Annotated in this window: 16 protein-coding genes; 3 read left to right on the top strand and 13 right to left on the bottom strand. The window is 61.0% G+C overall.

All coding sequences use genetic code 11. The features are described 5' to 3' along the window. Positions 1 to 8: 8 nt before the first annotated feature. The 13 genes from AC1RQB_RS03020 to tssA form a co-directional block, all read right to left on the bottom strand. A complete protein-coding gene (locus tag AC1RQB_RS03020) occupies positions 9 to 443 on the bottom strand; it encodes a DcrB-related protein (protein ID WP_008007718.1) in 435 nt (144 codons plus the stop codon). A gap of 18 nt (positions 444 to 461) precedes the next feature. Then, entirely contained in the window at positions 462 to 2,399 is a 1,938-nt protein-coding gene (locus tag AC1RQB_RS03015; RefSeq protein ID WP_063342084.1) for a type VI secretion system Vgr family protein, read from the bottom strand. A 172-nt stretch (positions 2,400 to 2,571) separates the two neighbouring features. Further along, positions 2,572 to 5,250 carry a type VI secretion system ATPase TssH gene (tssH, locus tag AC1RQB_RS03010; protein WP_063342085.1) on the bottom strand — a complete coding sequence of 893 codons (2,679 nt, stop codon included), beginning with the start codon at positions 5,248 to 5,250 and terminating at the stop codon, positions 2,572 to 2,574. Further along, entirely contained in the window at positions 5,243 to 6,295 is a 1,053-nt protein-coding gene (tssG, locus tag AC1RQB_RS03005; protein WP_063342086.1) for a type VI secretion system baseplate subunit TssG, read from the bottom strand. Before tssG ends, tssH begins: the two co-directional genes overlap by 8 nt. Continuing rightward, complete coding sequence (gene tssF, locus AC1RQB_RS03000; protein WP_063342087.1) at positions 6,259 to 8,118, bottom strand: type VI secretion system baseplate subunit TssF; 1,860 nt, start codon at positions 8,116 to 8,118, stop codon at positions 6,259 to 6,261. Before tssF ends, tssG begins: the two co-directional genes overlap by 37 nt. After that, positions 8,115 to 8,627 carry a type VI secretion system baseplate subunit TssE gene (tssE, locus tag AC1RQB_RS02995; RefSeq protein ID WP_063342088.1) on the bottom strand — a complete coding sequence of 171 codons (513 nt, stop codon included), beginning with the start codon at positions 8,625 to 8,627 and terminating at the stop codon, positions 8,115 to 8,117. Before tssE ends, tssF begins: the two co-directional genes overlap by 4 nt. Continuing rightward, entirely contained in the window at positions 8,621 to 9,187 is a 567-nt protein-coding gene (locus AC1RQB_RS02990) for a hypothetical protein (protein WP_238543583.1), read from the bottom strand. The genes tssE and AC1RQB_RS02990 overlap by 7 nt, the downstream gene beginning before the upstream one ends. Next, positions 9,181 to 9,615, bottom strand: coding sequence for a hypothetical protein (locus AC1RQB_RS02985; protein WP_177319496.1), 435 nt, complete (start codon positions 9,613 to 9,615; stop codon positions 9,181 to 9,183). The genes AC1RQB_RS02990 and AC1RQB_RS02985 overlap by 7 nt, the downstream gene beginning before the upstream one ends. A gap of 8 nt (positions 9,616 to 9,623) precedes the next feature. Then, positions 9,624 to 10,061, bottom strand: a complete 438-nt coding sequence (locus AC1RQB_RS02980) for a type VI secretion system amidase effector protein Tae4 (protein WP_008073495.1) — start codon at positions 10,059 to 10,061, stop codon at positions 9,624 to 9,626. A gap of 82 nt (positions 10,062 to 10,143) precedes the next feature. After that, the gene (locus AC1RQB_RS02975) at positions 10,144 to 10,632 is read right to left on the bottom strand and encodes an Hcp family type VI secretion system effector (RefSeq protein ID WP_007894494.1); all 489 of its coding nucleotides are present in this window, start codon (positions 10,630 to 10,632) and stop codon (positions 10,144 to 10,146) included. Positions 10,633 to 10,865: 233 nt separating this feature from the next. After that, the gene (tssC, locus tag AC1RQB_RS02970; RefSeq protein WP_008073493.1) at positions 10,866 to 12,359 is read right to left on the bottom strand and encodes a type VI secretion system contractile sheath large subunit; all 1,494 of its coding nucleotides are present in this window, start codon (positions 12,357 to 12,359) and stop codon (positions 10,866 to 10,868) included. A gap of 15 nt (positions 12,360 to 12,374) precedes the next feature. Continuing rightward, entirely contained in the window at positions 12,375 to 12,884 is a 510-nt protein-coding gene (gene tssB, locus AC1RQB_RS02965; protein ID WP_007894500.1) for a type VI secretion system contractile sheath small subunit, read from the bottom strand. An 80-nt stretch (positions 12,885 to 12,964) separates the two neighbouring features. Beyond that, positions 12,965 to 13,990, bottom strand: coding sequence for a type VI secretion system protein TssA (tssA, locus tag AC1RQB_RS02960; protein ID WP_063342089.1), 1,026 nt, complete (start codon positions 13,988 to 13,990; stop codon positions 12,965 to 12,967). A gap of 404 nt (positions 13,991 to 14,394) precedes the next feature. Between tssA and tagH the strand changes: the two genes are divergently transcribed. From tagH to tssK, 3 genes are all read left to right on the top strand, one after another. Continuing rightward, complete coding sequence (gene tagH / locus AC1RQB_RS02955; RefSeq protein ID WP_063342090.1) at positions 14,395 to 15,801, top strand: type VI secretion system-associated FHA domain protein TagH; 1,407 nt, start codon at positions 14,395 to 14,397, stop codon at positions 15,799 to 15,801. 75 nt (positions 15,802 to 15,876) lie between these two features. Next, the gene (gene tssJ / locus AC1RQB_RS02950) at positions 15,877 to 16,389 is read left to right on the top strand and encodes a type VI secretion system lipoprotein TssJ (protein ID WP_063342091.1); all 513 of its coding nucleotides are present in this window, start codon (positions 15,877 to 15,879) and stop codon (positions 16,387 to 16,389) included. A gap of 15 nt (positions 16,390 to 16,404) precedes the next feature. Beyond that, positions 16,405 to 17,739, top strand: coding sequence for a type VI secretion system baseplate subunit TssK (gene tssK, locus AC1RQB_RS02945; protein ID WP_007894507.1), 1,335 nt, complete (start codon positions 16,405 to 16,407; stop codon positions 17,737 to 17,739). Position 17,740 lies beyond the last annotated feature (1 nt).

The following is a 17,740-nucleotide window of genomic DNA, read 5'->3' as shown; positions in this document are numbered from 1 at the left end:
GGTGCTCATCAGGCCGGAACGTCGAACAACAGCGAACTCTTGATGGTCGCCCAATGCGCGGCTTCGGCATCGCCAAGTTTCTCGGCTTTCACGTAGCTCAGGGCGAGCATTTTGCGGGTGCCGGGCAACACCAGTGCCAACTGGTATTGGAAGACTTTGTCGTTGCCCTTGTTGAACTGGCTGCGCAACTCGATGCCTTCGACTTCCTGGCTGGCGCCCAGACGCACGGCGACGCCCGGTTGAAAACGCAAGTCTTGCACCTGTTTTTCCAGACGCTTGAGCTGGTCGTCGAAGTTGCTTTGCAGGGTTTCGCCCTCAGCCAGCAAGCTGCGGCTGACAATCAGCGAAGTGCCCAGTTCAGGGAACTTGAGGATGTTGATCGACGCGTCTTGCAGTTCGCCTGCCGGCAGTTGGAACTGGAATTCATTGATTCGGTAAGTCATGGAACACAGATCTCGTGATTAGCCCTTGGGCTTGGGAAACGCGGCGTTGATGTTGGCGTCGATGCTGGCCTTGACGCCCTGGCCGTCAGGCGTGGCGCCAGCGCCGCCGCCGTTGTTCAGGTGCAGCACGCCGCCGGTGTTGAACTCGGCATCACCGCTGGCATAGAAGCTGATTTGCACGCCGGTCAGGTTGATCTGGCCGCTGGCATTGAGCTCCAGGATGCTTTCACCACAGACCAGCCGCAGGTTCTCGCCCACTTCAATGACGTAGCTCTGGCTGATGCTGTCGGTCTTGCGCTGGCCCACCGAAAGAATGTCTTCCTGTTTGACGATACGCAGGCGGTTGTTGCCGATGGTCACCGTCTCGTTATGCCCGATGCTCTTGTTGCGGTCGTGACCTACCGAGTGGCTTTCATCCACCTCGACCACGATGTCCTGATTGCGCTCGGCATGGATGTACAGCTGCTCGGCGCCTTTCTTGTCTTCCATGCGGATTTCGTTGAAGTTCGCCGGTGTGCCGCCCTTGCTCGAACGGCTTTTCATGCCGCTTTGGGTGGCGTTTTCCGGCAAGTCATAGGGCACAGTTTGTTCGGCGTTGTAGACGCGGCCGGTGATGATCGGCCGGTCCGGGTCGCCTTCGAGGAAGCTGACGATCACTTCCTGGCCGATCCGCGGGATCTGCATCGAACCCCAGTTTTTCCCGGCCCAGGATTGCGACACGCGAATCCAGCACGAACTGTTTTCGTTGGACTGGTCGTGTCGGTCCCAATAGAAATGCACCTTCACTCGGCCGAACTGGTCGGTCCAGATTTCCTCGCCCTTGGGGCCGACCACCAGTGCGGTCTGCGGGCCTTTGACGATAGGCCGGTGGGTGTTGGGCAGGGGACGGTAGCTTTGTTGCGCGTCGATGCAGGTCAGGCTGCTTTCGAACTGCGCCGAAGCGCCAGCGCCGCCGCTTTCCCCGCTTTCCTGGGCGACGTAGTAACGGGCGCCGGCGATCAGGTATTCGCGGTTCTGGTCCTGGCGGCTGAAACCCGTGAGGCTGAACAAATGACCTGACCCCAGGCCCCGGGCGTTGCCGGCGAACTCGACCTGTTCGTGCAGGGTCTGCAAGGCTTCGATGCGGGTGCGGGCGTAATGTTCGCCGTCTGCGCTTTGCACATAGGTGCCGGGATAGTCGTACAGCGGATAGTCGCCGCCGGTGTGCGGACGAGGCATGGCCGAGCGTACGTCGATTCGCGCGCTGGGGCGCTGGAAGTCATAGTCATTGAGTTCCAGCGAGCCTGGCTGGACTTCCTGGGCCAGGCGCCAGTCGTGAATGTGATCGCGTTCGCGCTGCTGTTCATTCTTGGGGTAGTAGGGCACCGAAGCGTAGCCGGGCACACTGGTGTGGGCGCCGTAGGCATCGGCCAGCACCAGCACGTGACGACCCTGTTCATGGCGGAAGAAGTAGTAGATCCCTTCCTGCTCCATCAGGCGGCTGACGAAATCAAAGCTGGTTTCGCGATACTGCACGCAGTATTCCCACTCGCGATAGGGCCGGCTCAGGGCATCTTCGAAGTCGGAAAAACCCAGGTCGCGAAAAACCTGCTTGATGATCTGCGGGATGGTCAGGTTCTGGAAAATCCGGCAATCGGAGGTGCGGGTCAGCAGCCAAAGCCAAGGCCGCAGCGTGGCCTGGTAGCTGGCGAACTGGCCCTGGTCGACGTTCTGGCTGCAACGGGCAACGATGCCATGGAAATAGCGCTCGCCACCGCCGTCCAGTTGCAGGCTCAGGCACATGGGTTTGCCCAGCAACTGGTTGAGGTCGATGGCGTTGTCCAGCGAGTGCAGTTGCAGCTCATAGTTGAACAGCCGCCCCAACTCTTCGCCGCCGCCCATGTCCTTGAGCAACAGCACATCCGGCCCCAGGGGGCTGGTGATTTTTGCCAGGCGTGAGAGTTGCTTGAATAGCATCAGTTATCCCGTAAACGTTGTAATCGCCGCGCCGCTTTCTCCCTGCCGGAACCGGATCAAATGTGGGAGCTGGCTTGCCTGCGATAGCGGTATATCAGTCGACATCAATGCTGAATGTCACACCGCAATCGCAGGCAAGCCAGCTCCCACACTGACCGCATTCCTCCAGGGGCTATGCCGCGTCGCTGAAGTCGTAGTGCAATTCGTTATCCCGGGCGCTGATCCGCACGCCTGCCAGCGCTTTGCCTTCGAGCATGCGGGTGAGGAACTCGCGGCTCATGTCCGGCAACAGACTGTTGGTCAGGATGGTGTCGATCATTCGCCCGCCACTTTCGGTTTCGGTGCAGCGGGAGACGATCAGGTCGATCACCGCGTCGTCGTAATCGAAGGCCACTTTGTGGGTGTTCTCCACGCGCTTTTTGATGCGGTTGAGTTGCAGGCGGGTAATGGCCTTGAGCATCTCGTCGCTGAGCGGGTAGTACGGAATGGTCACCAAGCGGCCCAGCAATGCCGGCGGGAAAATCTCCAGCAGCGGCTGGCGCAGGGCCTTGGCGATCTCTTCGGGCTCGGGCACGTTTTGCGGGTTTTTGCAGACCTGGGCAATCAGCTCGGTGCCAGCGTTGGTGGTCAGCAGAATCAAGGTGTTCTTGAAGTCGATCACCCGTCCTTCGCCGTCCTCCATCACGCCTTTGTCGAAGACCTGGAAGAAAATCTCGTGCACGTCCGGGTGGGCTTTTTCCACCTCGTCCAGCAGCACCACGCTGTAGGGTTTGCGCCGCACGGCTTCGGTCAGTACGCCGCCTTCACCATAGCCGATGTAGCCCGGTGGCGCGCCCTTGAGGGTGGACACGGTGTGGGCTTCCTGGAATTCACTCATGTTGATGGTGATGACGTTCTGCTCACCACCGTACATGGCTTCGGCCAGCGCCAGGGCGGTTTCGGTCTTGCCCACGCCGGAAGTGCCCGCGAGCATGAACACGCCAATCGGCTTGCTCGGGTTGTCGAGGCCGGCGCGGGAGGTCTGGATGCGTTTGGCGATCATCTGCAGGGCATGGTCCTGGCCGATGATGCGTTTCTTCAGGTGCTGGTCGAGGTTGAGCACGGTTTCCAGTTCGTTACGGGCCATGCGGCCCACCGGAATACCCGTCCAGTCGGCAACCACCGAGGCCACGGCCTGGTAATCCACGGTCGGCAGGATCAATGGAGTTTCGCCTTGCAGGGCGCTGAGGCGCTGTTGCAGGTCCACCAGTTTCTCGCGCAGGGCGTGGCTGTCCTCACTGCCGACATCGCTGTCCACTACACCGACGCGTTCACGCAGGGTGGCGCGGGTGGCGAGCAATTCGTCCACCAGGGTTTTCTCTTCGGCCCAGCGGCTTTCCAGTTCGGTCAGGCGTTTGCGTTCGGCGCTCAGCAGGTTTTCGCTTTGGCTCTGGCGAGTGCCGATCACGATGCCGATGGCATGTTCGCGGGCGATGATTTGCAGCTCGGTTTCCAGCGCCTCGATGCGGCGACGGCTATCGTCCACTTCGGCCGGCACGGCGTGCAGGCTGATGGCGACCCGGGCGCAGGCGGTGTCCAGCAGGCTCACGGATTTGTCCGGCAACTGGCGCGCGGGAATGTAGCGATGGGAGAGCTTGACCGAGGCTTCCAGGGCTTCGTCAAGGATCTGCACCTGATGGTGTTTTTCCATGGTCGAGGCCACGCCGCGCATCATCAACAGCGCCTTGTCTTCGGACGGCTCGGCGACTTGCACCACCTGGAAGCGACGGGTCAGGGCCGGGTCTTTCTCGATGTGCTTCTTGTACTCGGCCCAGGTCGTGGCCGCCACGGTGCGCAGGGTGCCTCGGGCCAAGGCGGGTTTGAGCAGGTTGGCCGCGTCCCCGGTGCCGGCGGCGCCACCGGCACCGACCAGCGTGTGGGCTTCGTCGATAAACAGGATGATCGGTTTTGGCGAGGCCTGGACGTCTTCGATGACCTGGCGCAGGCGCTGTTCGAATTCACCTTTCATGCTTGCGCCGGCCTGCAACAAGCCGACGTCGAGGCTGCGCAATTCCACATCCTTGAGCGCCGGCGGCACGTCACCGGCGACGATGCGCAGGGCAAAGCCTTCGACCACGGCGGTTTTACCGACGCCGGCTTCACCGGTCAGAATCGGGTTGTTCTGCCGACGGCGCATGAGGATGTCCACCAGTTGGCGGATTTCTTCGTCACGCCCGACAATCGGGTCAAGCTTGCCACTGCGAGCCTGCTCGGTGAGGTCGACGGTAAAGCGCTTGAGCGCTTCCTGCTTGCCCATGGCGCTGGGGGCGATGGCGCCGCTGGCTTCACCAGGCACGCTGCCGGCGTTGAAACCATCGCTGGCGCTGAGCGCATTTTCCGGCGAGTCACCGACGTATTCATCAAAACGCTCGCTCAGGGCCTCGGCCTTGATCTTGTCAAACTCTGCCGACAGCCCCAGTAGCCCATGGCGCAGGCTCGGCGTCTTGAGGATGCCCAGCACCAGGTAACCGGTACGCACCTGGCTTTCGCCGAACATCAAGCTGCCGTAGACCCAGCCACGCTCCACGGCTTCTTCCACATGGGAGGACAAGTCAGTGATTGAAGTCGAGCCGCGTGGCAAACGGTCCAGGGCGTCGGTCAGGTCCCGGGCCAGGCGCGCCGGCTCGATATTGAACTGGCGGATGAGGCGGTGCAGGTCCGAGTCCTGCAATTGCAACAACTGATGAAACCAGTGGGCCAGTTCCACATAAGGGTTACCGCGCAACTTGCAGAACACGGTGGCGGCTTCGATGGCTTTGTAGGCCACGCTGTTGAGTTTACCGAACAACGCGGCGCGACTGATTTCACCCATGCTCTTGGCTCCTTGAGGTGTGTGAGGTGTTGGCCTGCTCGGCGTAATGCCGGGCCAGTATTAAGTCCTTGGCATCTTTTTCGGGCTTGCCCAGCCAGGTATTGAAACCCAGGCGGAACTGGCGATTGAGTTGCAGCGCCGGTACTTCGGGCTGTTTCAGAACCAGGTTCAGATCCCAGTCCAGTTCATGGCCCAGGTATTCGGCCACCCAGGCCACCAGCTCATTGAAGGGTTGGCTACCGGGCAGCATGCTCATGTAGTCATCCAGCTTGAGTGGCCCCAGGCGAATGCGGAATTTGTGCTGGCGATCCCAGACGTAACGGCCCAGGCAAAAATCCACGCCCAATTGATGGGCGCTGACGCCCACGCGGCTGCGTTCCGGCAGTTCCAGCCATTGGCCGACGTATTCTTCGATCTCCACCGGCAGGCCGAAGTACTCGCTGAGAATGGCCTTCAAACCGTCCGGGTAGCGGGTTTGTGCCGACAGATGACCGCTGTAATGCAACTTCGCCGTATCGGGGATCAGCCCTTGTTTGAGCAGGCTCGGCATACCGCGGCCGCTCAGTGCTGCCAGGCGTGCCGACCAGTAGTCATCGTCTGGGCGGTCATGGCTGACCGTGGGCCGCGCTTCGGCCCAGGCCCGATAAAACAGGCTCAGCAGGCGGTGATGGAACACATCCAGGAAGCGTTTACTGGTGCTGTCGGCGTTGTTGCGCTGGCGTTCGCGCACATATTCGGTGAGGTGCAGCGGTAATGGGCCGTTGGGGCCGCCGAGGCCGAAAAAGAACTGCTCCAGGCGCGCCGGCGCACCGTCGACGCCCGGCTGTACCGACGCCAGGGTCGACGGGGCGAAGGTGCAATCGGCCTGTTGCCCAAGGCGCAGCGGATCATCGGCCAGGCGCGTCGAATGACCCAGGCGCGGAAGTTCAGGCGATTCGCACTCGATGCGCCGCAACGCCTGGAAGAAGTCGTATTCCCAGGGTTCCTGGTGCATCGCGTCCAGGGTACTCACAGGGTCGGACGGCGTCCGGGCTTGGCTTTCCATCGCATGATCTCGCCGCGTTCGGTGGTACGGATCACCGTCTCGGTAAAACTGTTGATCGACACATAGCGTGCCAGGAAGCGCTCGAACACTGCACCGAGCAAGAAGACTCCAGTGCCGCGAAACGCGTTTTCATCGAATTCCAGGGTGATCTCCAGGCCACGACCAAACACGATCGGGCCGGGCATCGGCAGGCGTCGGGTGCAGGCCTTGCTGCTGACTTCGCGCAGGCCTTCGATCTGCAACTGCAAGGCTGCATCGTTGCTGTCGCCGTACAGACGCAGCAGTTCGCGCAGGGCGGCGGCGCCCTGGCCTTGTTCGCTGAGGGACAAGTAATTCAGCGACAGCTGGCTGATCAACCGCCAGGCCTTGGCGTCATGGGCATGGCTGGCGCGTGGGCGGCTTGGGCCTGCCACGCAGCGCACCGCCGCGACAGGTGCGCTGTCGGCCAGGGTGAAATCGGTCTTACTGTTGCCCACGCTCATGAACAGCGGCAGGTCGCGGTTGGTGCACAACGCTGTTACGCCCAGTTGACGCAGATCGTGGCGATAGGGCGCCTGCTGGCTGTCTACCAGGCTGACGAAGGTTTCGCTGCCGATGTACGTCGAGCGCGGGCCGTTACGCCGCTGGCCGCTGGACAGCACGCGGGGTTCGCGCCGCACCGTGTACCAGGCCTGGTCGCGGCCGTAGCGAGACGGATCGCGCACCGCATAGAACGGCAAAAAAGGCTGCTCCGACCCGGTGCCGTGGCCGGTGAGGGTGGTCAGGGAATGAATCTCGAAATCCATCGGCCGGGTGCGGTCGGCGATCACATGATGTTCATTGACCCGTTCCGACAGGTGAATGCGATCCAGGCGCTTGGGAAACAGGTTGATGGCCGGGGTGCAGAACGGCAGGAACTGCGCCGCACCGACGCTGCCTTCCAGGCTCGGATCGTGACGATCGAACAGCACGATCAATTCCAGTTCCTGGCCGTCGCAACGTTTGACCGCCCGGCTCAATTGGGTGAAGTCGACAAACAGAAAGCGGTGGGGCAGGGCGAAGTATTCCTGCAACAGGCGATAGCCCTGGAAGGCCCGCGAGACCACTGGCAGCGCGGCGTCGGTGTCGTCGAATCCCTGGGAGCGCAGTGCGTCCTGCGGCAGGCGTTCCACCCAATCGGCGCCGGGCTGACGGGCGAACACGGCGCAGACATTGCCCAGCAGCTGTTCATAGAGGCGGAAGGGCTGCTCGTCTGCGCCGTTGAGGTACAGCGGCAGGTTATCCAGGGCCAGACTGTTGAACGGTAGTTCGGCGCCGGTGCGCAGGGTCAGGCGCAGGCCGGCCTTGGCCTTGGGTTCACTGGCGGCCAGGCGCCCGAGCATGGCGGACGGGTTGCCGAAGTACTCGGCCTGGCTGACCTGCAACGGCCACAACGTCACCGCATGGGCGGTGCGGTACTCGCAGCAGGTTTGGGTTTCGCGGCCCAGGGCGGCGCGCAGGACCGTGTCCCGAGGCAGCGGGAAGCCGCTGCTCAGCGAGCCTTCATCGGGGTCGGCCTGCAATTGCACCACGGTCATCGACGGTGTCGGCGCCAGGTAATGGGGGTACGCGATTTCCAGCAGGTTGTGGGTGAAGGTCGGGTATTCGGCATCGAGCTTGAGTTGTACCCGCGCCGTCAGATAAGCAAAACCTTCCAGCAAGCGCTCGACGTACGGGTCGGCGCAGTCCATGCCGGACAACGTCAGCCGACTGGCGATTTTCGGGTATTCCTGGGCGAACTCCGCCGCGCTTTCGCGCACGTGGTGCAATTCCTGGTTGTACAGTTCCAGCAGGCGCGGGTTCATGAGCGTCTCCGCTGTTCGGCGTTGATCACTCGCACATGGCCGGATTCCAGGTCCAGGTCGGTCTGCAGCATCAGGCGCAGCGGCACTGGCTGCGCCCAGAGATCGCCTTCGATCTCGAAACTCAGGGCGTTGTGGTTCATCTCGGCGGATGCCCGGGCCCGCACGCGCAAGGTGTTACGCAGAATCCGCGGTTCGAAGGTGGCGATGGCCTGGTGGATCAGCGCTTCAAGCGCCGCGATATCGACATTCGACGCACTGTTGCCGGCCAGCGCCGGCAGCCCGAAGTTGAGCACCGAAGTGCCGGCCGGGGTGTGCAACGTCGCATCGGCGCCGAGCAATGAAGTGGTGTTGAGCAACCACGCCAGGTCACGCAGCACCGAAGCTTTCAGTTGGGTCAGGGAGAGCACGCGCTTGTCGGCGCTTTCCTTGGGATTGCTCGGGTCGTCATCGGTCAACCGGTCCAGCAGGGACGGTTGCAGGCGATCGCGGGTAGCGATTTCGGTTACCACGTAAATGGCCCCACATACATTTTTTGGTCCCCGCCTGAGCCGCAGGACGCAAATGCGTTAACTGCTCCCGCCTCCAGGCCTTCGGGCATCTGACGAATAGCCTGCATCTTGCTGAGACAGTCGCGGCTGGGCGCGGGCATGTGCTCGCTGCGCCAGACCGAAAATATCGGGATGTCGTTGAAAGTCTCTACTCGCAGTTGCTGCTGTTTATCCAGGCTGAAGCTGCAAGGCCATTCCATGTCCAGTTTCATGCGACTCTGGTCGGGTTTGACCAGCGTGCATTGTCCCTGGTCGTCAATCAGTCGGAGTTGCTGCCCAACAAAAACCGCCTGGGTTGTTGGCATCTCGGCATGTTCGGCCCATGCGCTCAGGCTGATCAAATTCATCGCCAGGCACATGGTGAGCAGGTGCTTTTTCATTGATGACTGACGACGTGGCCATGACTCGGACGCCGGGCAGGAAAGGATTGGATTGGAACAAGCACCAACCGTTCTCGGCGCGTTCAACCGGGCCAGCAGGGACGGTTGCAGGCGATCGCGGATGGCGATTTCGGTTACCACCGGAATAGTGCCGTAAACATTTTCTGGTCTTGCTGGCCGAGCCCGCACATGGCGCTGGGGTTGACCGACGAGGCTTCCAGAACGCCGTTGATTTTGCGTACGGCTTGGGATTTTGTATCGCAGTCCCGACTAGGCGATGGTTCGGGGACGCTCCGCTCGACCAGGAAGATCGGGACGTCTCTGAACATTTCTACCCGCAATTCACCCTTTGGGTTCAGGTTGAAATAGCACGGCCATTCCATACCCAGTACCAAATGAGTCTGATCAGGTTTGAGGACGGCGCACTGACCGTTCTGGTCGACTAGCTTAAGCAGCTGGCCGGCGAACGTTCCTTGAGTGCGAGCGGGCGCGTCGAGTTGGTCTGGATCGGTTTCAGCGCAGGCATTCAAACTGATCAGCAGGCCGCACAGGAGTGTCGCTCGGAGCATTGGCCCTATCATGTCAACTCCCAGAACCAGACCTGTCTGGAAAGGAAGTCACCGTCAAAGAAGCCTTTGGTTCGGCCACGATTCCATAGATCGATGTGGTCACCTGAGCGCTCGCTTTCAGGCTCGTTTGCACGGCTAAAGCAATCCTTGAAAAAGATGATTCCGGTCTTCTGGCTGAGTGTCAGCCGATCGGCTGCGCTACCACTCAAAATGGTCGGACGCCCCAAATGATTCCGCCACAGCCAGTTCGCCAGAGACTCGGCGCCACGGGCATGGTCATGCTTGCATTTTGGGTCGGTGTAGGTCGACTTGTTGACCTTGATGGTCAGCTCGCCATTCAACGCGACACTCATACGAATCGCGCACTGGTTGCCCCAGGGCTGGTCGCATGGATCCTTGACGGTGGGATAGCTGCTCCACAAATTAATAAACGAAGGCTTGGCCATGACTCAGACACCGGATAGGAAAGGATTGGATTCGAGCAAGCACCAAAACACCCCCAGCGCATAACACCGGGGGCATCTTCGATTACACCTTGACGTTCTGGCGGATGTTCCAGCCGAACTTGACCGGCCCGCCTTCCTTGGTGCCGTCGGCTTTTTGCGGCTGGTAGTCCACCAGCACCTTGGCGAAGTTCAGGGTGAGGTTTTCGGTCAGGCGATCATCGCTACCCGAGCCGCCGGTGCTCAGGGACGTGACCAGCACTTCTTCCAGGTTGATGATCATGTACTCGACCTGGCTTTCGCCGCCGGCCTTGCGCACGGTCAGCTTGACCTTGTCGATGTGCTTGCCGCTGGCGCAGTGCATCATCAGGTTCGGTGAGGCTTTGTCGACGTACTTGGTCAGCGACAGGTCCTGGATGTTCACCTTGCCTGCACCGCCACCGCTGCCCACGTGCATGTTGCCGGACTGAGACATGCCCCAGCTCCAGTTCAAGACGTCGATTTCGTCCTTGTGGGCCTTGTCCATGGACTCGCCCTTGATGTCGCCGATCTTGATGAAAATATCAACAGCCATGTTTTCTCCCTGTGTGGTCTCTACCACATTGTTTGGTTAACGCCGACCTTGCGAAATCTGTTCGAAGCTCCTGCAGAATCACGCTTTCTCGAGCCTGGTCCAATGCCAGTCAAGGCGCAGAACCTGTGGGAGCGGGCTTGCCCGCGATGCAGGCACTGCGGTTTTTCAGCAGAACCGCGTTGATGCCATCGCGGGCAAGCCCGGCTCCCACACAAGCGTGCCGCTGCAGTCTTTTACGCGCCTTTGGCCGAAGGCAGCTTGGATACCAGGCGCAGCGACACGGTCAGACCTTCGAGCTGATAGTGCGGGCGCAGGTAGAACCTGGAGTTGTAGTACCCCGGGTTGCCTTCCACGTCCTCGACGATCACTTCGGCCGCAGCCAATGGGTGCTGGGCCTTGGTGGTTTCGGTGGAGTGCGCCGGGTCACCGTCGACGTAGTTGAGGATCCAGTCCTGCAACCAACGCTGCATTTCGTCCTTCTCTTTGAAGGAGCCGATCTTGTCGCGCACGATGCACTTCAAGTAATGAGCGAAACGGCAGGTGGCGAACAGGTACGGCAGGCGCGCGGCCAGGTTGGCGTTGGCGGTGGCATCCGGGTCGTCGTACTCGGCCGGTTTCTGCAACGACTGGGCGCCGATGAACGCGGCGAAGTCAGTGTTTTTCTTGTGCAGCAGCGGCATGAAACCGTTCTTCGCCAGTTCCGCTTCGCGGCGGTCCGAAATGGCGATTTCGGTCGGGCATTTCATGTCCACGCCACCATCGTCAGTCGGGAAGGTGTGCGCCGGCAGGTTTTCCACTTCACCGCCAGACTCCACGCCACGGATGCGCGAGCACCAGCCGAAGTGTTTGAACGAACGGTTGATGTTCACCGCCATTGCGTAAGCGGCGTTGGCCCAGGTGTACTTGGAGCTGTCGGCACCGTCGGTGTTTTCTTCGAAGGCGAAGGCCTCCACCGGATCGGTCTTGGCGCCATACGGCAGACGCGCGAGGAAGCGCGGCATGGTCAGGCCGATGTAGCGCGAGTCTTCCGATTCGCGCAGCGAGCGCCAGCCGGCGTATTCCGGGGTGGTGAAGATTTTGGTCAGATCGCGCGGGTTCGACAGTTCCTGCCACGAGCCCATGCCCATCACGGTCGGCGATGCGGCTGCGATGAACGGCGAGTGCATGGCGGCGCAGACTTTCGACAGTTCGCCCAGCAGTTCCACGTCCGGAGGCGACTGGTCGAAGTAGTAATCGCCCACCAGGCAACCGTAAGGTTCGCCGCCGAACTGGCCGTATTCTTCTTCGTACATCTTCTTGAAGATCGGGCTCTGGTCCCACGCGGTGCCCTTGAATTTCTTCAGGGTCTTGTGCAGGTCGGTCTTGGAGATATTGAGCACGCGAATCTTCAGTTGCTCATCGCTCTCGGTGTTGTTCACCAGGTAATGCAGGCCACGCCAGGCGCTTTCCAGTTGCTGGAAATCGGGGTGGTGGATGACCTGGTTGACCTGGGCGGTGAGCTTGGCGTCGATGGCGGCGATGATTGATTCGATCGACTTGATGGCGTCGTTGGACACCAGGTCGGTCTGCGCCAGGGCCTGTTCGGCCAAGGTGCGCACAGCGGTCTCGACGGCTTCGCGAGCGCGATCGGTCTTGGGTTTGAATTCTTGCAGCAGCAGGGAGGCGAACTCGCTGGCTTCTTCGGTGGTGCTCAGTGTCTGAGCGTCTGCACGTACTGAATCGGTCATGATCATTCGTCCTGATTAAGCCTGAGGCTCGGCTGGCTTCGGCGCACTGGCAAGCGCCTGGAGCAGCGCCGGATCCTTGATGGCCTTCATGATGATTTCTTCGGCACCGGTCTTGCCGTCCATGTAGGTCAGCAGGTTGGCCAGTTGGGTGCGCGCTTCGAGCAGCTTGTTCAGCGAGTCGACCTTGCGCGCCACGGCGGCCGGGCTGAAGTCGTCCATGCTTTCAAAGGTGATGTCCAGGCTCAGGTTGCCTTCGCCGGTCAGCTCGTTGGGCACATGGAACGCGACGCGTGGCTGCATGGCCTTGAGGCGTGAGTCGAAGTTGTCGACATCCACCTCCAGGAACTTGCGATCGGCCACAGGTGCCAGAGGCTCGGCGGGCTTGCCGGCGAGGTCCGCCATGACGCCCATGACGAAGGGCAACTGGACCTTTTTCTCGGCGCCGTAGAGCTCGACGTCGTACTCGATCTGCACTCGAGGCGCGCGGTTGCGCGCGATGAATTTCTGAGAACTTTGCTTCGCCACGTTGCTGCTCCTGGTCGCTCAAGCGACGGTGTTGGCGTCATCGGTGGTACCGGTGACGTGACTGCGTGATCCGTTCGCTTTTATTCGCTGTCTGGTCCGCGCAGGTTTTCAAATTGGCTCATGCCGTCGGGAATCAGGTTGCGCACGATGGCCGCAAAGTCGGCGTGCACCAGATTCTTCGCCCGGTTCAACAGCACCGGCAGTGGGCTGGAGGGCTCATGACGGGTGTAGTACGCAAGAATCCGGTCCAGGCTGCGCAGCACGTCGTCGCGGTTGTTGATTTCGCCAGTGCCGGTACTGCGCGGTGCGCTCGGTGCGGTGGCATATTCAACCGGCGCGGTGCTGTCTTCGCCGAGGGTATCGGGCAGGGGGCTGTCGCCGCTCTGGGGGGCGAACTGGCCGAGAATCTGCAAGGCCATTTTGAGCGGTTGCTTCAATGGGCCAAGGTCAACGCCCTGGGCGGAACCGATGTGTTCGCTGACCTGTTGCTCGATGGCCTCGGCGACGCTGCGGGCCTCCTGCAAAGCGGCGCGGGTGATTTCCAACTGTTCGGGATCGCTGTCCAGGAACGCCCCGGCGAGCTGCTCGGCGCCGAGGTTTTCGTCAGGGAAGCTTTGCAGGCCGCTGGCATTGGCGGCGGCGCGCAGGCTGACAGCACCAAAGGTTCGCGAACGGGCCAGGATGCTTTCGCGCAGCAGGCGAATGGTGGCATCGGACGTCAGGCCGGCGAGGGCATTGATGCGCACGGTGGGGTCGTTGTCGTCTTCGGCATCCAGGCGCGGATGCAGGTCGGCCCAGTATTGCTTGAGCAATTCGCTGATCAGTGTCAGGACGCGGGCCAGGCCGGTGACGCCTTCGAGGGCAAGGGAGCTTTGCAAAAGGAAATGGGTGATACGCAGGTCTTTACTGCGTTGCAACAAAACCAGACTTTGCTGCTGGATGCTGCGCCATTCAGGGGGGGCGGCAGGCAATATCGAATCGCCCATGCTGCGCTCGGGCTGGCCTTGGGAATCGCGTTCCAGGCGCAAAAAATCCGCGTCATATTCCAAATCTTCGCCGCAAGGCGAAGTCGCGGAAACGGCGGCAAGCAGCAAAGGCACTTCCACTGAATTTGATCTCCATATCGCCCGACTGACAGTCGGGCTGTTCACACGTTAGTTCCAAGTGGAACTTCGCATGTTTCCTTGAGTGTAATGGCCCTTTGGATACGCAGCGATCTTAAAGTGCCATCATTGATATTCAAGAAGTTGTGCATTTTTGGTGTAGTACTTATGGCTTGTCAAGGTAAGCTATTTCCTCTGTGTGACAGATGTGAAGTGCTTAACAACCCGCGCGACCGATAGGTCGAAGCAGGCACTGATGCAGGTTTTTTGTCACGCAAGCCGGTTAAGATCAGCAATCATGCTGGTAAAAAGCCGTTTCAAGGTTGTTTTTGCAAGGTTGTCGGAGCGAGTCTGGCGGGAGTTAATCCCGATTCGCCCGCGAGCAAAGTGTTCAGCAAGGAGGCAAGATGTCGCTGTGTTTGACTATCACTAGTTATCACAAAATTACCCCTGGCCAGTGCCCTGAGAAATCAATGGATCAGGGCGTGATGGCAATTGGCCGTAATTCTGATAATGACTGGGTATTGCCCGATCCAGAGCGTTTGGTGTCCGGCAAACATTGCGTTGTTCAATATAAAGATGGCCGGTATTACTTAACTGATAACAGCACTAACGGTGTGGAATTGGTCAAGGCCGGTATTCGTCTGCGCAAGGGCAACAGCGAGCCGTTGCAAGATGGCGAAGTTATCCGCATCGGTGATTATGAAATCCAGGCGCGTATCGATTTCAGTCTGCCGGTGACCGATGGCAACCCTTTCGCCAATTCGTCCAGCAGCTTCGAAGCCCTGATGGGGCGTCAGGGCGCCGTCGTGAATACGCCGACGTCGTTGCCCGTGACACCGCCTGCACATTTTCAGGGCGTATCGGCCATGGACACGATGCCGGACCTGTTCGACTTTCTGACGCCGGCCAGCGTCCCGCCGGCCACCCAGCCCGACCATGTCCCGGCCGAGCAGCACGACTTCCGCCCACCGACCCCGATCCCTGGCCCAACGCCCGTGGCCGGGCCTGCGCCGCTGGTGTCGGCCCCGGTGATTCCGGAAGATTGGGATCTGTTCAGCGACAAGCCTGCACCGGTGGCGATCGCCCCGCTGCCTGTTACAGAGGTTGCGCCGCCATCCGTACCTCACATCAACGTACCGATCGAACCGGCACCCCTTTGCGAACCGCCCGTGGCCGTCGTCGAACGCCTGGTCGATCCGGTCAGCCCGGCCGACAATTCTCAACCCGACCTGTTGCAAGCCTTTCTGCGCGGTGCCGGGCTGGATCAAGTGCGCCTGGACAAGGCTCAGGCCGAGGCACAAATGGAAAGCATCGGCCGCAGTTATCGGCTGATGGTCGAAGGCCTGATCGATGTCTTGCGCGCCCGTAGCAGCCTCAAGGGCGAGTTCCGCATTCAGCAGACGATGATTCAACCGGTGCAAAACAACCCGCTGAAATTCGCTCCCAACGTCGATGAAGCATTGCTGTTGCTGTTGCGCCACAGCAGTCAGGCGTTCATGGCGCCGGACCTGGCTGTGCGCGACAGCTTCGATGACTTGCGTGCCCACCAATTGGCGGTGATGGCCGGCGTGGAAGCTGCGATCAAACACCTCTTGGCGCGCTTCGAGCCGGCGCAACTTGAAGAGCGAATGGGCAAGCCCGGTGGCCTGTCGAGCATTTTCAGTGGTTCGCGACAGGCCCAGTACTGGCAGCAGTTCACCGAGCTCTACAGCAATATTTCCCGCGAGGCCCAAGAGGATTTCCAGGACCTGTTCGGTCGGGAATTCAGCCGCGCCTACGAAGAACACAGTACAAGGCAGCGCCGCGGCTGAGCGTCGCCATCGCATAGCACCATTCATAGCAAAAAACGGAACAACGGATAGCTGAAACGTCATTGAGGACGCAGGATGATTCCCAGGTTTTTACTCGCAGTTGCCACCGCGCTTCTGCTGACCGCATGTGCCAAGGATGCGGCCAAACCCCAGCCCGAAGAGGCTGAGGCCGAGGCCGATACGGCCGCCGTCGAGTTGCACTTTCACGCCATTGCCGGGCTCAACCCCGACGCCACTGGCCAGCCAGCCCCGGTCCGGGTGCGTATTTTCGAATTGAAAAATGCCGCCACCTTCGGCCGTTCCGATTATTTCGCACTGGCCGAACGGGCCCAGGCGACGCTCGGCGCCGATCTGATCGATCAGGACGAAGTGCTGATCCAGCCCGGCCAGCAGTTGAGCCTGCAGCGCGACCTCGACCCGGCCACCCGCCATATCGGCGTGCTGGTGGGGTATCGCGAGCTGGATCAGTCGTTGTGGCGCGCGGTGATGAATGTCCCGCCGCGCCAATACACCGAATACCAGATCAGCCTCGACGTGCGAGCCGTGCGCAGCGCCGTCGTGGTTTCCCCATCCAGCCCTGCCCAATAACAATCGGAGCCCCCCATGTCCTGGAACAATCGTGTGGTCTGGTCGGAAGGCATGTTCATTGGAACGCAGCACTTTCAGCAGCATGACCGTTACTTGGAGAACCTCATCGACGCCCGGAGCCGCCCGTTGTCGGCCGGCGCCTGGGGTTTCTCCGAATTGCTGATCGACCAGGGGCTGCTGGCCCAGGGCAAGCTGGCGATCATCTCGGCACGGGGCCTGTTGCCGGACGGCACGCCATTCAACATTCCCCAGGATGACCTGGCGCCGAGCCCGCTGAATGTCGATGACAACCTGCGCGATGGCTTGGTGTACCTGGCCTTGCCGCTCAAGCGCGCCGGTGCGCGAGATACCGTTGACGAAGGCGAAGCCCTGGGCGCTGCGCGCTACGTGAGCCAGGTTCGCGAAGTACGGGACGACAACGCGCCGTTCGAAAACCAGGCCCCCGTGGCCGTGGGCTCGAGAGCGCTGCGATTGTTGGTAGCCCAGGATGGCATCAGCGACTACGCCGCCATCGGCCTGGTACGAATCAAGGAAAAACGCGCCGACCGAGCCTTGGTGCTCGACGACACTTACATCCCGCCGCTGCTGGATGTGGTCGCCTCCAACCCCCTGGCGGCGTTTCGCAGCGAACTGCTGGGCCTGCTTCATCAGCGCGGCGAAGCCCTCGCCGGGCGAGTGGTGGCGTCCGGTGCCGGTGGTGCCTCGGAGATTGCCGATTTCATGCTGCTGCAACTGGTCAACCGTGCCCAGCCGCTGATCCAGCACTTGAGCCAGTTGAGCCCGTTGCACCCCGAGCGGTTCTACAGCGAGCTGGTGAGTCTGGCCGGGGAGTTCTCGACGTTTACTGCTTCCGGGCGGCGACCCCAGGAATACCCGCAGTACCAGCACGATGACTTGGCGCTGAGTTTCGCGCCGGTGATGCAAGCCCTGCGTGAGGCGTTGTCGATGCTGATCGACAGCAAGGCCACGCCGATTCCGATCGTCGAAAAAGCCTATGGCGTCCACGTCGCGATGCTGGCCGACAAGTCCCTGCTCGACAGCGCCAGCTTCATCCTGGTGGTGCGCGCCGACGTGCCCGCCGAAACCCTGCGCGGCCACTTCGGCCAACAGAGCAAAGTCGGCTCGGTGGAGCACATCCGCAACCTGGTCAACCTGCAATTACCGGGCATTGGCCTGCTGCCGCTGCCGGTGGCGCCACGGCAGATCCCGTATCACGCCGGCTCCACCTATTACGAACTGGACCGGGGCAGCGAGCATTGGCAGCAACTGGCCAACTCCGGCGGTTTTGCGTTCTACATCGCGGGGCAATTCCCGGGGCTGAACCTGGCTTTCTGGGCGATCCGAGGATAAA

The sequence above is a fragment of the Pseudomonas sp. GW822-FHT02E03 genome, assembly GCF_058802325.1.
The sequence above is the reverse complement of the archived record's forward strand: the minus strand, read 5'-3'. Positions and strand labels throughout refer to the sequence as shown.

Excerpts from the sequence above, each read along its gene's own strand:
- AC1RQB_RS03020 (WP_008007718.1), bottom strand. The coding sequence starts at position 443 with ATGACTTACCGAATCAATGAATTCCAGTTCCAACTGCCGGCAGGCGAA.
- AC1RQB_RS03015 (WP_063342084.1), bottom strand. The coding sequence starts at position 2,399 with ATGCTATTCAAGCAACTCTCACGCCTGGCAAAAATCACCAGCCCCCTG.
- tssH (WP_063342085.1), bottom strand. The coding sequence starts at position 5,250 with ATGGGTGAAATCAGTCGCGCCGCGTTGTTCGGTAAACTCAACAGCGTG.
- tssG (WP_063342086.1), bottom strand. The coding sequence starts at position 6,295 with ATGGAAAGCCAAGCCCGGACGCCGTCCGACCCTGTGAGTACCCTGGAC.
- tssF (WP_063342087.1), bottom strand. The coding sequence starts at position 8,118 with ATGAACCCGCGCCTGCTGGAACTGTACAACCAGGAATTGCACCACGTG.
- AC1RQB_RS02985 (WP_177319496.1), bottom strand. The coding sequence starts at position 9,615 with ATGCTCCGAGCGACACTCCTGTGCGGCCTGCTGATCAGTTTGAATGCC.
- AC1RQB_RS02980 (WP_008073495.1), bottom strand. The coding sequence starts at position 10,061 with ATGGCCAAGCCTTCGTTTATTAATTTGTGGAGCAGCTATCCCACCGTC.
- AC1RQB_RS02975 (WP_007894494.1), bottom strand. The coding sequence starts at position 10,632 with ATGGCTGTTGATATTTTCATCAAGATCGGCGACATCAAGGGCGAGTCC.
- tssC (WP_008073493.1), bottom strand. The coding sequence starts at position 12,359 with ATGACCGATTCAGTACGTGCAGACGCTCAGACACTGAGCACCACCGAA.
- tagH (WP_063342090.1), top strand. The coding sequence starts at position 14,395 with ATGTCGCTGTGTTTGACTATCACTAGTTATCACAAAATTACCCCTGGC.
- tssJ (WP_063342091.1), top strand. The coding sequence starts at position 15,877 with ATGATTCCCAGGTTTTTACTCGCAGTTGCCACCGCGCTTCTGCTGACC.
- tssK (WP_007894507.1), top strand. The coding sequence starts at position 16,405 with ATGTCCTGGAACAATCGTGTGGTCTGGTCGGAAGGCATGTTCATTGGA.